This is a genomic window from Pelovirga sp. C15f (genome assembly GCF_057178085.1).
This window is the reverse complement of sequence record NZ_JBXUCV010000001.1, coordinates 868,852-882,920: the sequence shown is the minus strand read 5'-3', so window position 1 is coordinate 882,920 and position 14,069 is coordinate 868,852. Positions and strand designations below refer to the sequence as shown.

The 14,069-nt window shown below is 48.4% G+C and carries 13 protein-coding genes and 1 tRNA gene; 13 read left to right on the top strand and 1 reads right to left on the bottom strand.

Annotated features, from left to right (window positions below; genetic code table 11):
- The first annotated feature begins 60 nt into the window (after nucleotides 1-60).
- From aroB to AC1931_RS04080, 9 genes are all read left to right on the top strand, one after another.
- On the top strand, nucleotides 61-1,158 hold the full coding sequence (gene aroB, locus AC1931_RS04120; RefSeq protein ID WP_483875955.1) for a 3-dehydroquinate synthase: 1,098 nt from the start codon (nucleotides 61-63) through the stop codon (nucleotides 1,156-1,158).
- Complete coding sequence (locus AC1931_RS04115) at nucleotides 1,155-2,159, top strand: tetratricopeptide repeat protein (protein WP_483875954.1); 1,005 nt, start codon at nucleotides 1,155-1,157, stop codon at nucleotides 2,157-2,159. The genes aroB and AC1931_RS04115 overlap by 4 nt, the downstream gene beginning before the upstream one ends.
- Nucleotides 2,152-2,511: a roadblock/LC7 domain-containing protein gene (locus tag AC1931_RS04110; protein WP_483875953.1), complete on the top strand. Its 360-nt coding sequence runs from the start codon at nucleotides 2,152-2,154 to the stop codon at nucleotides 2,509-2,511. Before AC1931_RS04115 ends, AC1931_RS04110 begins: the two co-directional genes overlap by 8 nt.
- Before the next feature lie 3 nt (nucleotides 2,512-2,514).
- Nucleotides 2,515-2,967, top strand: a complete 453-nt coding sequence (aroQ, locus tag AC1931_RS04105; protein ID WP_483875952.1) for a type II 3-dehydroquinate dehydratase — start codon at nucleotides 2,515-2,517, stop codon at nucleotides 2,965-2,967.
- Entirely contained in the window at nucleotides 2,960-4,045 is a 1,086-nt protein-coding gene (locus tag AC1931_RS04100; RefSeq protein WP_483875951.1) for a M24 family metallopeptidase, read from the top strand. Before aroQ ends, AC1931_RS04100 begins: the two co-directional genes overlap by 8 nt.
- 63 nt (nucleotides 4,046-4,108) lie before the next feature.
- The gene (gene accB / locus AC1931_RS04095; RefSeq protein WP_483875950.1) at nucleotides 4,109-4,585 is read left to right on the top strand and encodes an acetyl-CoA carboxylase biotin carboxyl carrier protein; all 477 of its coding nucleotides are present in this window, start codon (nucleotides 4,109-4,111) and stop codon (nucleotides 4,583-4,585) included.
- 61 nt (nucleotides 4,586-4,646) lie between these two features.
- On the top strand, nucleotides 4,647-5,984 hold the full coding sequence (gene accC, locus AC1931_RS04090) for an acetyl-CoA carboxylase biotin carboxylase subunit (protein ID WP_483875949.1): 1,338 nt from the start codon (nucleotides 4,647-4,649) through the stop codon (nucleotides 5,982-5,984).
- 72 nt (nucleotides 5,985-6,056) lie between these two features.
- Nucleotides 6,057-6,896: a menaquinone biosynthetic enzyme MqnA/MqnD family protein gene (locus tag AC1931_RS04085; protein ID WP_483875948.1), complete on the top strand. Its 840-nt coding sequence runs from the start codon at nucleotides 6,057-6,059 to the stop codon at nucleotides 6,894-6,896.
- 68 nt (nucleotides 6,897-6,964) lie between these two features.
- Nucleotides 6,965-7,051, top strand: a tRNA-Leu gene (locus tag AC1931_RS04080).
- A gap of 108 nt (nucleotides 7,052-7,159) precedes the next feature.
- Here the strand turns inward: AC1931_RS04080 and AC1931_RS04075 are convergent.
- Complete coding sequence (locus AC1931_RS04075) at nucleotides 7,160-7,516, bottom strand: cupin domain-containing protein (protein WP_483875947.1); 357 nt, start codon at nucleotides 7,514-7,516, stop codon at nucleotides 7,160-7,162.
- A gap of 246 nt (nucleotides 7,517-7,762) precedes the next feature.
- On the opposite strand from AC1931_RS04075, the gene AC1931_RS04070 reads away from it, so the two are divergent.
- From AC1931_RS04070 to AC1931_RS04055, 4 genes are all read left to right on the top strand, one after another.
- Nucleotides 7,763-8,866: a YeeE/YedE family protein gene (locus AC1931_RS04070; protein ID WP_483875946.1), complete on the top strand. Its 1,104-nt coding sequence runs from the start codon at nucleotides 7,763-7,765 to the stop codon at nucleotides 8,864-8,866.
- A gap of 16 nt (nucleotides 8,867-8,882) precedes the next feature.
- The gene (locus AC1931_RS04065; RefSeq protein WP_483875945.1) at nucleotides 8,883-9,158 is read left to right on the top strand and encodes a sulfurtransferase TusA family protein; all 276 of its coding nucleotides are present in this window, start codon (nucleotides 8,883-8,885) and stop codon (nucleotides 9,156-9,158) included.
- Nucleotides 9,155-11,917 (top strand): sensor domain-containing protein, encoded by a 2,763-nt coding sequence (locus AC1931_RS04060; RefSeq protein WP_483875944.1) that lies wholly within the window; start codon nucleotides 9,155-9,157, stop codon nucleotides 11,915-11,917. Before AC1931_RS04065 ends, AC1931_RS04060 begins: the two co-directional genes overlap by 4 nt.
- A 159-nt stretch (nucleotides 11,918-12,076) precedes the next feature.
- Nucleotides 12,077-13,771, top strand: coding sequence for a potassium channel family protein (locus AC1931_RS04055; protein ID WP_483875943.1), 1,695 nt, complete (start codon nucleotides 12,077-12,079; stop codon nucleotides 13,769-13,771).
- Nucleotides 13,772-14,069 lie beyond the last annotated feature (298 nt).

Below are 14,069 nucleotides of genomic sequence, written 5' to 3'. Positions count from 1 at the left end.
GAGACATTTCAGGTAAAAAAGGGCGGGCACTACCTGCCCTTTTTTGCGTTAAAAGGCGGCATGCGTTTGGATGTTCTACAGGTTGCACTCGGATCACGCAGTTACCCTATCCATGTCGGTAGCGGACTTTTGTCCGGTATGGGCGCTCGGTTGCAGGAAATTCACTTTCCTCACCGGGTTGCCATTGTTTCAAATCCGGTGGTTGCTGGTTTATATGCTGAGACTGTTACGTCATCACTTCAACAGGCAGGCTTTGAACCACACCTCATACTGGTACCGGATGGGGAAGATCATAAAAATCTGACAACCCTGCAACTGATCTATGATCAGTTGATTGCACAACGCTTTGACCGCGGTTGTGGCCTGTTGGCGCTAGGTGGCGGCGTTATTGGGGATATGGCCGGTTTTGCGGCGGCAACCTTTTTGCGTGGCATTCCTTTGGTTCAGGTCCCGACGACCCTGTTGTCCCAGGTTGACAGTTCAGTAGGTGGTAAAACGGCAGTGAATCATCCCCAGGGCAAGAACCTGATCGGTGCTTTTTATCAGCCGCAACTGGTGGTCATTGATGTCACAACCTTGCAAACCCTTGATCCGCGCGAAGTTTCTGCAGGACTGGCAGAAGTGATTAAATATGGCGTTATTCGAGACACGAAATTTTTTGCCTGGCTCGAAAATCATCAGGAGTTGTTGCGCCAGAGTGACCATGCCGCATTGATTTACGCGATCAAGAAATCTTGTCAAATAAAGGCTGATATTGTAGAAATTGACGAACGCGAAAGTTCAATTCGTGCGCATTTGAACTTCGGCCATACCTTTGGCCACGCCATTGAAAACCTTGCCGGCTACGGTCAGTGGAAACATGGTGAGGCGGTCGCTGTCGGAATGGTTGTCGCTGCTAAAATTGCGTGTAATAAAGGGCTGTGCAGCACAGATGATGTGGTGCGGTTAGAGAACTTGTTGCGGTCAGTTAATTTACCGGTAGTTCCTCCGGACTTTTCTCTTGAAGCCTATGTTGATGCGATGCTGCGTGATAAAAAGGTCAAGCAGGGGGCATTGTCCATGGTTCTTAATCAAGGGATCGGCAGCGTTGTTCTTGAGCCGGTTGCTGACCTTGCCGGATTGTTGTCAACCATTTTAAACCTTAAAGGATTACCATGACTGAACAACATCAGCAAAGTGCGCTTTTAGGGAAAATTGCAGCCTATACCGAGTTATTGCTCAATGACCCACGTTCTACCATTTTTGTGTCTCTGGCTGAAACCTATCGCAAGATGGGACTGTTTAATGATGCCCGGGAAATTGTTACTAAAGGCCTGGATGTGCATCCTGATTTCGGACCGGCTTATGTCGTGTTGGCACGGATCGAGTGTCAGTTGGAGAATATCGAAGCTTCCTGCATAGCTTTCGAACGGGCGTTAGCCCTCGATCCCGATAGTCTTGCTGCTCTGGTTGGTTACGCTCGGGTCAAGCTGTTGCTTCATCATGATGCCTCCGCCCGTGAGTTGTTATTACATGCCCGCAGTTTAAGCCCTGCCGATCCAGTGATTAATAAAATGCTGCTTGGTTTGACCGTACAACCAGAAACCGAAGATGAGGTCGCATCAGTTCCTCCGGTTGTTGAAAGCGGGTCTGCTAAAGCCATTAATTTGACTGCTCTGGCTTCTACCACGCTGGCTGATCTTTATCTTGCGCAGGGGCTTACGGAAAAGGCGCTGGGGTTATATCACCAGTTGCTGTCACGCAATCCGGATAATCTTGAACTCAGGCGAAAAATTCGAGAAATTGAAGGGCGTACCGAAGATCTGTCTCCGTCATCGACCGAAGAGGACGAACCATCACTACTTACAACTTCAGAGGATCTGACAGAAGCTGAAGGTGAATCAGTGACAGAATCGTTGGCCGAGGAATCAGTACTGGAGACAGATGCGGTTTTTACCGAACCAGAGTTGATTGGTGAGGAGAACCTGGAAGCTACAGACACGTTCAGTTTATCTGCTGATCAGACAATGTCCGATGTTCAGGCAGACAAAGAGCATGTACAAAATTTACTTAGTGATTCAGCTTTAGAAGAAAGTTCCGTCTCCGATGACCCATCTGAAATCATCGATAAATTAAACATATGGCTTAATAATATCCGCCTGAGGAGGGAACATGTTTGATGGTATTCTCGAACGCATAGTAGCTCAATGCCCAGGTAGCCTTGGGGCTTTGATTATGGGATTTGATGGTATTGGTATTGAAGAATACGTTGTGGAGAATGCTGATCTTGATCTGACCTTGGTAGGTATTGAGTATTCAAACGTTGTTAAGGAAATTCGCAATGCCAGCGAAATTCTCAAGGTTGGTAGTCTGCGTGAAGTTTCTATAAAAACTGAACAATACTACGTAATCATCCAGACGCTCACTGAGGAATATTTTGTTGCTCTGGTCATTGAACGCAATGGCAATTTTGGTAAAGGGCGCTACTTATTGCTGCGTGAATCCTTCGAGCTCAAGCAGGCATTGTCATAATCCATGAAAATTGCTGTCATTAATGGTCCGAATCTGAATCTCCTGGGTAAACGCGAACCCCAGATATACGGTACACAAACCCTTGATGAGATCATGATCCAGTTAACCACCGAAGCTAAATTACTTCAGTGTGAGCTGGTTGTTTGTCAATCAAACCACGAAGGTGTGCTTATTGATCAAGTTCATGCTGCCGCACTGCAGGGTTGTTCAGGCATCATGATTAACCCTGGTGGTTATACCCACACCAGTATTGCTTTGCGTGATGCTTTAAGTGCTGTCGGTTTGCCGGTCGTGGAAGTTCATTTATCCAATATTCATGCTCGTGAGTCCTTTCGGCAGCACTCTTTTATCACTGCTGTCGCTGTTGGTCAGATCTGTGGTTTCGGGGCCTTTGGTTACAGCCTCGCGCTGCGAGCCTTGCTGAACAAACTGCAGCACAGGAGTTGCAGTGTCTGATAAACATGCTTTTGTCCGGCAATTGTTGGTCGCCGAAGAACTTGATGCTGTTCTGGTATTCAGCCGTGCTGATCTGCGCTATCTGTGTGGTTTTTCCGGTAGCGATGGGGTATTGTACCGCTCAGTTGATACCAGCTTGTTTTTGACCGACTCCCGCTATCAGGAACAGGCGCGTCAGCAGGTTGAAGCTGATGATATCCGCTGCTATAAAAGTAAACTTCAGGGGCTTGCTGATCTGATCGCAGAAACGCAGGTCAGGCGGATTGGTTTTGATGCCGGCAGTGTTACCGTTGCCCAGTTTGAAGAATTAAAACGTTTGTGCCCGCTTGCCACATCCCTTATCCCCCTGACTCAGCGTTGGGAAAACCTGCGTGCCGTCAAGAGTTCAGCCGAGTTGACCTACCTTAAACAAGCTGCAGATTTGAACCGAAAAGCCTTTGATACGGTTTTACCCCTCATTCGCGTCGGAGTAACAGAGCGGGATATTGCTCTGGAACTTGAATTTGCGTTAAAAAAACTGGGTGGAGAAATCAACGCTTTTGATTTTATTGTTGCTTCCGGCGTTCGTGGCGCATTGCCGCACGGCGTTGCCAGTGAAAAAAAAATTAGCGCAGGTGAACTGGTTACCATCGATTTCGGTACCCGTTGCCAGGGGTATCACTCTGATGAAACCGTGACCGTTGCCGTGGGCGAGGTCGATGGAAACCTTCGACAAATCTTTGATATTGTGCTAGAAGCACATGATTACGCGATTGCCGCCGCGAAGCCGGGAATGCGTGCTTGTGATCTTGATGCTGTGGCGCGGGATTTCATTACCGGTAAAGGCTATGGAGACTTTTTCGGCCATGGTTTAGGCCATGGTTTAGGCCTGAATGTGCATGAGTTTCCACCCCTGACAACTAAAAATACGACCAGTTTGACTGCCGGCATGGTTGTTACCATTGAACCGGGGATCTATCTTCCCGGTGTCGGTGGTGTGCGCATTGAAGATACAATTGTTATTACTCAAACAGGGTGTGAGTGCTTGACCTCTATTCCCAAACAGTTTCACCAACTGTCCGGAGTAGGTATTAACTGAACAACCTTAGATAAATACTAAATATCGGGCTAAGAATTTATTATCGTAAGATGGAGGAACAAAATGGAACTGAAAGATCTGAAAAGTCTTATCAAGCTGGTCACCGATACCGATATTACCGAATTCAATATGGAAAGCGATGTCGGCAAGATTCATATCAAACGCGGTCCTGATAAAGAAATTGTCTACACTTCGGCTCCCGTCGCCGCTGCCCCCGCTGCTGCGCAACCGGCCCCGGCTCCAATCCAAACTGTTGCCGCTGAACCGCCACCCGTTTCTGAAGCGGAAGTTAACAGTAAATATGAAGCAATCCCTTCACCGATTGTCGGCACTTTTTATCGCAAGCCTTCACCTGAAGCCGAATTGTTCTGTAAGGTTGGCGATGTTGTTGAAGCCGGACAGGTGTTGTGTCTGGTTGAGGCAATGAAAATGTTCAATGAAATTGAGGTTGAGTTCAAGTGCAAGATCATTGAAATCGTCAAGGACGATGCGGCTCCTGTGGAATACGGAGAGACTTTGTTCCTGGTCGAGCGCCTTTAATCTTTTTGCCGGGCTCTCAGACAGTGACAGCGACTCAACCTGAAGGCAGGAGTGATGACACATGTTTCATAAAATATTGATTGCCAATCGCGGGGAAATTGCCCTGCGCATCATCCGCGCATGTAAAGAAATGGGGATCAAAACCGTTGCGGTTCATTCGGTGGCTGACCACGAGGCCTTACATGTGAGTCTGGCTGATGAAAGTATCTGCATCGGACCAACACCGAGTGCGTTGAGCTATCTCAACATGAAAGCTATCATCAGTGCGGCAGAGATTGCCGATGCCGATGCGATTCATCCGGGCTACGGTTTTTTGTCGGAAAATGCTGAATTTGCCGAGATTTGTGAACAGTGCGGTATTACCTTTATTGGTCCTTCCGCTGAAAGTATGCGCCTGATGGGGGACAAAATCAGTGCCCGCAAAACCGTAACAGCAGCCGGGGTGCCGATTTTGCCAGGTACCAATAAGAGCATTGAAAGCACCAAAGAAGCACAGCAGATTGCCGAAGAGATCGGCTACCCGGTGATTATCAAAGCTTCCGCCGGCGGCGGTGGACGCGGCATGAAAATCGTCCATTCCCCGGTATCTCTGGCGAATGCCCTGGCGACTGCACGATCCGAAGCACAAGCCGGCTTCGGTAAGGCTGATGTCTATATCGAAAAATTCTGCGAGCATCCCCGCCATGTCGAGATTCAGGTGCTCGGTGATAAGCACGGTAACGTCATTCATCTGGGCGAGCGCGATTGTTCCATCCAGCGGCGTCATCAAAAGTTGATTGAGGAAGCTCCCTGCCCGGTATTAACCCCGGAATTGCGTGATGAGATGGGATCCTGCGCGGTGGCTGCCGCCAAGGCCGCCGGTTATTCCAGTGCCGGTACGGTAGAGTACCTGCTCGATGCTGATGGACGTTTTTATTTTATGGAGATGAATACCCGGGTGCAGGTTGAGCATCCGGTGACGGAAATGGTCACTGGCGTTGATATTATCAAAGAGCAGATCCGCTCGGCGGCCGGCATTCCCTTACGTTATAAACAAGAAGATATTGTCATTCGCGGGCACGCTATCGAATGTCGTATCAATGCTGAAGACCCTGAAAAGTTTACTCCATTTCCCGGAAAAATTACCGGTTATCATACCCCGGGTGGAATGGGGGTAAGGATTGAGAGCGCCATGTACGATCAATACACGGTGCTGCCGCATTATGATTCGATGATCGGTAAACTGATTGTTCATGCTGAGAATCGTGAAGAGGCGATCAAGCGCATGTCCATGGCCCTTGACGAATATATTATTGAGGGGATTAAAACCACCATTCCCTTTCATAAAAAAATGATGGCCAATAAAGATTTTATTGACGGCAACTTTGACACGAACTTTCTGGAACGTACCAAGATTTAACCGAAACTTCAGTACAGAGAATAGAGCAGGGCAGGAAGACAACTCCTGTCCTGTTTTTTTGGGGATGCCATCATGGAGAGGAATGATTCAACACTGACGCTTGGGTATATCAGCTACCTGAACTGTGTTCCTTTTTTTGGAAGATTAAAAGAGCAGGGGTTCAATGGCAAGCTGGTGCCCGGGGTTCCTTCCGCCCTGAACCGCATGCTTCAGCAGGGAGAGATTGACGCCAGCCCTTCTTCCTCTTTTGAATATGCCCGCAACTGGCGTGATTATCTGCTGCTTCCCGGACACTCCATCTCCTCAATCGGCAGCATTGCCAGTGTCCTGTTGTTTTCGCCACTTTCTCCTGACCAGTTGAGCGGCGTTGAAATCGCCCTGACCGGAGAATCAGCCACCTCCATCAATCTGCTGGAAATTCTGCTGCGCGATTATTACGGATTGAGCGACGTTGTGACCAGAGTTCCGACTGGTGTGGTAGAGGATCTGGTCAGAAAGGGGAAGCCTGCCCTGTTGATTGGCGATCGCGCGCTCCAGCTTGTAGGGACTGTTCCGCAAGGGGTAGGAGTTTACGATCTCGGCAAGCTGTGGCACCAGCACACGGGGCTACCTTTTGTTTTTGCCCTGTGGATGGTTCGCAAGGAAGTGGTTCAATGGCATGGTGAAGCCTTGGCGCATCTGGGGGAACAATTAATAAAGTCACGTCAATCAGTACTTCAGCAACCACAGTTGTTCGCAGAGGCTGCTGCCCAAAAAACAATGATGAACCCTGAGCAGATTATTAGTTATTGGAATACTATCAGTTACGTGCTTGACAATGAACATATCAGGGGACTGGAGTTATTCATTCAACGTTGCTTCAAGCATGGACTGCTGAACGAAGCGCCATCACTGAATTTCTTGAAGTCGTAGCCTGTTTCTGTAGGGGATGATGCTTTTGCAGTTGACAGTGTCAGCGTAATCACTAAGATATGTCACGCGCCCGGGTGGCGGAACTGGTAGACGCAAGGGACTTAAAATCCCTCGGGAGCAATCCTGTACGAGTTCGATTCTCGTCCCGGGCACCACTTATAAAAAGGGAAACCCGCTGGATAGCTGGTTTCCCTTTTTTTATACCAGGATTCGATGCGCCGTGTCTTTTTAGATGGCTGATCGTCCAGAGATGGATGTTGTCCCTATTGTCCACTGATCGGCGGTTTAACCACTGTAAGCAGCATCTTGAAAGGTTTGACGGCATCTACGGCGTGGGGAATACTTGCCGGCATGATGATCAGCTGACCGTCCCTCACATAAAACTTTTCGCTGCCGATAGTGATTTGTGCTTCACCGTCAAGAACCTGAATCATTGCATCCCCGATGGAAGCATGGCTGCTGATGCCTTCGCCGGCGGCAAAGGCAAACAGGGTGAGGGTGAGGTAGTCATTTTGTGCAAGGGTGCGGCTGACAACTTTCTGTTGAGAATATTCAACCAGTTCTGTTGTCGTGAGGACTTCGCTCTTGGCAATGTTTTTGATGAGTTCAACAGTGTTCATGATATGCTCCTTTTACGGTGATATGGATAGTTTTTGTCTGATTTAAGTTCAATTTTAGGTTTATTTGATTGCTTAAACCTTGATATGGATCAAAGAATCCGTGACTTTTTTCTTCCAATAGCTCGTCTGGTAAGGACAAATTTGCTTGCCAAACACTGAATTGTCCGGTAAAGTGTGTTATAATTTTATTTTACTAATTAAGTTAATCTACTGTAGCGATGCTTGTGAGGGTATTGCTTGGATAACATGACGCTCATCGTTCTGGTCTCTCTAAGTTTGGGTATAGTTAGTGGTGTCATTATGCATCGCGCTGATTTTTGCCTTGCCGGCGCCATTCGCGATTTTTTTTTATTTCGTCAAAGTCCCCTGTTCCCCAGTCTGGTTCTGCTGATCACGTTAAATATGGTTTTTATTGAGATTGCACGCTTAAGCGGATCTCTTTTCTATCAACTACCCTCTTCCCTCTATGGTTTGCCGGCACTGACGACTATTATCGGTGGTATGTTGTTTGGTGTCGGGATGGTGCTGGCCGGCGGTTGTGTTGTTGGCGTACTTTATAAATTTGGCGCCGGAAGCTTGTCTGCCCTCGCTACTATCCTGGGGATGATGTTGGGTAGTGTTGTTTATGTAGGGATGCATCCTTACTGGAAATATCTGTCTGAAAAAACCCGGCTGAGCGAAGCCGCTACCCTGCCACAGCTGCTGGGTGCGAATCAGACTCTGATGTTAGTGACCGTGACCCTGGTGTTGTTTATAGCGATTTTTCGCTGGTACAGACAGGGGCTGCTGGTACGCCCCTCTTTTGTCCGTGGCTATCTGCAACCCTGGGTTGCCGGTTTGATGCTGGCCATTGTTACCGTCGTATCTTTTGCTGTGGTCGGTATGCCTTTGGGGGTTACCACCAGTTATTCAAAGGCCGGGGCCTTTATTGCCCAATTCTTTGCTCCAGTCTGGGTCGCGTCACAGGAGTTTTTGCAAACCCGCGGGTTTAATTACTATTCACCGCTGGCAGATAGCATTTTAAGTGCCGGCCCCGGTCCCTATCTGGATGGGCTGGCTCTAGTTCAGTTTCCATTGATTGGTGGCATTATTCTGGGGGCATTTATCTCCAGTATGCAGTTAAAAAAGTTTTCCGTTCGCTGGAAGGTGCCCGGAGTTCAACTGGCTTCTGCTCTGATTGGCGGCATCCTGCTGGGGATGGCGTCGCGTATGAGTCCGGCTTGTAACGTCTGGCATCTGCTTGGTGGGGTTCCCCTGCTGTCGCTTCAGAGTCTGTTGTTCTTTGGGGCCCTGTTTCCGGGAGCATGGATTGGAACTCACTTGTTGACGCGGTTTGTAGTTCGGGCCTAATAAAAAGGAGATAGCTATGTCTTCCGAAACCCCTTCAACTGTTCATGTTGATGTGCGCGGTTTTGTCTGCCCGTCATCGCTGCTGGTTGCCCTGCGTGAGCTCAACAAGTATCGTGAATCTTTGCGGACAGATCATTTTACAATCGAGTTGATGGTCGATAATCATGATTCAACCAATCGCATTTGTGACGCGGTAAAAAGTATGGGGTACGATTTTCGTGTGACCGATACGGATAATAGCTATTGTATTGCCGTCTACCGAACCCGGGCCCTGAAAGAAGCCAATCTATGAAGATTTCGCCAGAAACAGCTGTATCAGGTGAGGAAAATCTTCTTTTCTCTGATCTACTGCAACAATTTCAGGTTGTTAAAAAACAACTGTCCGAACTGTCGAACGAAAAAGAACAATGGCTGCAACGTGAGCAGGATCTCTACCGTTATATCCGCCTTAAAACCAACAACATGCTGGAAGTTATCGGTACCTTGCCGTTAGCGGCGGAAGAACTTGATGATGATACCCTGCTGTCGATCGATCCGATTGGCATCGTCACCGATTCCTTCCATCAGGTCCTTGGTAATCTAAAGGAGACCAACGCCGAACTGTCCCTCGCTAAAGAGGAAATACAAGCCATCTTTAACGCCTCAGGTGCCGGTATCATGGTTGTCGATGCGGCTTTACATCTGCGGGCATATAACAACCGTGGAAGGGAACTGTTTTTTTCTTCTGTTCAGGATCCTGTTGGTGTGAATTTCAGGGATTTGGTCTGCAATCGTCGCCAGTCGCCTGGAGAGTGTATTTTTGACAGGGTTCTGCAGATTGGTGATGTAGCTGAAGAAAGTGATTTTGCTATTGATGACCGCTTTTATCATGTCGTCGCTACTCCGATTCATGATCATGTCGGACAGATTGCCTACATCATTCTGATTTATACGGATATTACCGAGCTTAAACGTCAGGAGGCCGCTCTTAAGGAGGCAGAGTTGCGCCTGCGTGCCATCCTCAACGGCACCCCGGCTGCCATTACCCTGATTGACCCCGAAACCCATCAGATCATTTTTGCCAACCAGACTCTGGCTGATATGGTTGGAGGAAAACTTTCCGATATAGAGGGGCACATCTGCCACAAATTTATCTGTCCGCGCGAAGAGGGTCAGTGCCCGATCACTGATCTTGGTGAGACCATCGACAAGTCGGAACGAGTCCTTGTCTGTCTGGATGGCAAGACCCTGCCGATTATTAAGACGGTAACAAAGATTGAACTGGAAGGGCAGGTTCTTCTGCTTGAAAGTTTCGTTGATATATCTGCTCTTAAAGGTGAGCAACAACGCCGCAAGGAAAGCGAAGAGCGTTATCGCACCCTGTATTCAACAATGCGCGAAGGGGTTGCGCAGTTTCGTATGATTTATTCAGCAGATCGTGTTCCCTGTGATTACGAATTTATCGATGTTAATCCGGCCTTTGAAAAGATTTTTTCAGCGACAGCAAAGCAGGTCGTCGGTCGCTCTGGCGGTGACGTCTTCCCCATGGTTGATACTGAACCCCTTGGTTTGGAATTTTTTGTTCGAGTCGTTCGTGAACAGGTTTCCAGCGAGTTTGAATATGAATTCAGCGAGCTGAATAAGACCATCAGGATTTCAGCTGCGCCGACCTCCTCAGGCCATTTTTCTGCTCTTTTTGAGGATGTCACGCAACGTAAAAAAGACGAGGCCCGTATTGCTCACATGGCTTATTTTGATGCCCTGACTGACCTGCCCAATCGGCTGTTACTTAAAGATCGACTGAATCAGATGTTGACCCGAGCACAACGCAACAACAAACAGTTGGCCCTGTTTTTTCTGGACCTTGATCATTTTAAACGGGTGAATGATACATTTGGTCATGATGTTGGCGATCAGCTGTTGAAGATCGTCGCCGACCGATTGAAAAATGCCCTGCGCCATTGTGATTCAGTATGCCGACTCGGGGGGGATGAGTTCGTTGTGCTCAGCGACATGATATCATGCCAGAATGATGCCGTTAAACTGGCTGAAAAAATTCATGCCGCGTTAAAAGATCCCCTGGTTCTGAGAAACAAGGAGATTTTTGTTACCACCAGTATTGGGATTGCCATGTATCCCGCCGACGGTGATGATGCAGATACCCTGATTAAAAATGCCGACGCCGCGATGTATCAATCCAAGGACAGTGGTCGCGATGACTTCCGTTTTTACTCTTCGAATGCCAATGCCCAGGCATTGGAACGGCTGCTCCTGGCTAATGATTTGCGTAAAGCTCTTGATCAGGAGGAGTTTTATCTGGCGTATCAACCGCAAATCGATCTGGATAGAGGTCAGATCATTGGTGTTGAGGCCTTGCTGCGCTGGAATCATCCGGTTTTGGGGAATCTGTCTCCGGCACAGTTTATCCCTCTGGCAGAAGAGACCGGACTGATTTTGCCAATTGGTCGCTGGGTGTTATTAACCGCCTGCAGGCAAATCAGGGAGCTTCAGCTACTCAGTGGGGTGCGATTGCGTCTGGCGATTAACCTGTCGGCCAAACAGTTCCGTGATGTTGGTCTGGTTTCTTCCATTCGTGACCTGATTGCTGACATCGGTCTTGATTCTGACCTGCTCGAGCTGGAGATAACCGAAAGTACGTTAATGGATAATATCGATAGTGCCACCAAAACACTCCGCAGCTTGCGGGAAATGGGGTTGACATTGGCGATCGACGATTTTGGTACCGGCTACAGTTCTCTCAGCTATCTCCATCATTTCCCTCTTCAGCGCTTAAAGGTTGATAAGACCTTTGTGCGGCGCTTAAGTACGCATCCGGAAGATTCAGCTATCACTGAGGCGATTATCGTGATGGCGCATACCATGGGGATCAAGGTCCTGGCCGAGGGAATAGAAAATAAGCAGGAACTTGAGTTTCTTATCTCTAAGCAATGTGATGAGGCCCAGGGTTTTTATTTCAGCCGTCCCCTGACAATTTCACAGCTGACTGAAAAAGTGAAAGACAATAAAGCAGTCCAGGCCTTCTGTTTTTTTGATGCTGGTGATCAGTTGTAGCTATCGAGTCCAGCGCCCTGGCTTGATCCTCTTGCATTTCCAAAGTTATTTCCCGAAACTTGCCTTCCCGGCGAAATTTCGCTAAAAGTTTCCTTTGTCCATTTTTTTAAGTAGAAGATGATGTGTGACAATCTTTAGTCCTGCGTGGATTGGATCTTTATGAAATTTCCTGTTAACGAGTTCGCTTTTTTTCTGCGTGGTGAAGCGCGAAAAAACCTTAAACTACTGGTTCTTTACTGTTTTTTTCTGTTTTTGATGGTGATGATCTACGCCGCGCTGTTCACGGTGTTGATGGAGTATCTCGAGGGGCGCCACTATTCCTTTTTTACCGGGGTCTATTGGACCATTATTACCATGAGCACACTGGGGTATGGAGACTATGTTTTCAGTACCGATCCCGGTCATATATTTTCTGCCCTGGTGACACTTTCAGGGGTGATTTTTATGCTGATTCTACTGCCGTTCGGTATGGTCAGTCTGTTTCTCGCGCCCTGGATAGAGCAGCGTCTGCGGTATCGCCCCAAAACCCACCTACATGCTGATTACAGGGATCATGTGATCATTTTTGGTTATGACAGTATTACTCGCGCCTTGACGCGTAAACTGATCTCTCACCATACCCCCTATGTGATCGTGACCTCGAATCAGGATGAAGCAATCCAGCTCGAAGAAGAAGGTCTGCATGTGGTGGTTGGCCGTCCGGCTAATGTGACTTTTTTAAAAAATATTCAGGTTGACAAGGCTCGCCATGTGATTGCCAACTTGAGCGATCCACTAAATACCAACATCTGTCTGACGATTCGTTCCCTTTGTGATACGCCAATTGCTACCATGGTTGATGAGCCGGAACGCACCGAGTTGTTGCGGCTGGCCGGCGCCAACCGGGCAATTCCTCTCAAGCGAATACTGGGGAGCTATCTCGCGTCGCGTGCTACCACCCTGGGGGCAACGGCTCATATCCTTGATGCCTTTGGAAAGCTGCTGATAGCCGAAATGCCGGTGAAATCGACCCCCTTTGTTGGCCAGACCCTCGCCGAAGCAAAAATTCGCCAGCAGACGGGACTGGCGGTCATCGGCTTATGGGAGCGGGGAACCTTTACCATTCCCCAAGCCGGCAGTGTTCTTTCCCCGCTGGCGCTGATGGTGCTGGCCGGAACCCGTGAGCAACTTCATGCCCTTGAAGAAATTACCGACGAAAAGGACAAGACTGATCTGGTGATGGTGCTCGGTCACGGACGCATCGGCTGCAGTGCCGCCAGGTATCTGGAGCGGCGCTCCATCCCTTTTGTGATCATCGATCGTACCAATAACCTCGAATGCATGGATCATATTACCGTCATCGGTGATGCGACCAGTCGTCATCTGTTACTGGAATCGGGGATAGAAGATGCCAAAGGTTTGATTGTGACGACCAATGATGATAGCACCAATATTTTTCTAACCCTCGCCAGCCGCCGCCAGCGTCCCCATATGCGTATTGTTGCCCGCTCTAACCAGGAGGAAAATGTTGACCAGCTATATGCTGCCGGCGCCGATTTTGTTATTTCCAACGCATCGGTCGGTGCCAATATCCTTAACAATGTCCTTGAAGGCAAGGAGACCATTTTCCTGACGGAAGGGATTGATGTCTTTCGTGCGCCCCTGCCTTCCTCGCTGGTAGGCTTGAGCATTACCGAATCCCAGATTCGCCCGAAAACCGGGTGTTCGATCGTTGCTTTGGAGTTGCCGGAATCAACCGATCCGATTGTCTCTCCGCCCCCGGAAACCGTATTGGCCGAGGGGATGGGTCTGATTCTGATCGGCAGCCCCGAAGAAGAAGAAAACTTTAGTCATAAATTCAGAAATAATCCCTGAAAATTTTTCCTTTCCTCAGTTTTATCCGGATTAGTGCTATAATCAAAACAGAACTAATTTTTGTAAGGAGCCTGTATGACGGGAGTTGATGATCACGAATGTAAAGATCCCAGTTCACATTGGATGCATATTTGCCAACTGCGCCGTGAGGGTCGCCACGATGATGCCAACGCTCTGATGGCAAACCCAGGTCATACCTGCCTTAATTGCAATGCGGTGGCTCGTTATGCCAAAAATCTTTGTAATCCAAGTTCATTCTCGCGCGTTTAAGGCTTTCCTTTCTTTTAGAACGTCCAGG

What these genes read in the sequence shown, in the direction of transcription:
- accB (WP_483875950.1), top strand. Translation starts at nt 4,109, where the DNA reads ATGGAACTGAAAGATCTGAAAAGTCTTATCAAGCTGGTCACCGATACC.
- accC (WP_483875949.1), top strand. Translation starts at nt 4,647, where the DNA reads ATGTTTCATAAAATATTGATTGCCAATCGCGGGGAAATTGCCCTGCGC.
- AC1931_RS04065 (WP_483875945.1), top strand. Translation starts at nt 8,883, where the DNA reads ATGTCTTCCGAAACCCCTTCAACTGTTCATGTTGATGTGCGCGGTTTT.
- AC1931_RS04085 (WP_483875948.1), top strand. Translation starts at nt 6,057, where the DNA reads ATGGAGAGGAATGATTCAACACTGACGCTTGGGTATATCAGCTACCTG.
- AC1931_RS04060 (WP_483875944.1), top strand. Translation starts at nt 9,155, where the DNA reads ATGAAGATTTCGCCAGAAACAGCTGTATCAGGTGAGGAAAATCTTCTT.
- aroB (WP_483875955.1), top strand. Translation starts at nt 61, where the DNA reads ATGCGTTTGGATGTTCTACAGGTTGCACTCGGATCACGCAGTTACCCT.
- AC1931_RS04055 (WP_483875943.1), top strand. Translation starts at nt 12,077, where the DNA reads ATGAAATTTCCTGTTAACGAGTTCGCTTTTTTTCTGCGTGGTGAAGCG.
- AC1931_RS04075 (WP_483875947.1), bottom strand. Translation starts at nt 7,516, where the DNA reads ATGAACACTGTTGAACTCATCAAAAACATTGCCAAGAGCGAAGTCCTC.
- AC1931_RS04115 (WP_483875954.1), top strand. Translation starts at nt 1,155, where the DNA reads ATGACTGAACAACATCAGCAAAGTGCGCTTTTAGGGAAAATTGCAGCC.
- AC1931_RS04070 (WP_483875946.1), top strand. Translation starts at nt 7,763, where the DNA reads ATGACGCTCATCGTTCTGGTCTCTCTAAGTTTGGGTATAGTTAGTGGT.
- aroQ (WP_483875952.1), top strand. Translation starts at nt 2,515, where the DNA reads ATGAAAATTGCTGTCATTAATGGTCCGAATCTGAATCTCCTGGGTAAA.
- AC1931_RS04110 (WP_483875953.1), top strand. Translation starts at nt 2,152, where the DNA reads ATGTTTGATGGTATTCTCGAACGCATAGTAGCTCAATGCCCAGGTAGC.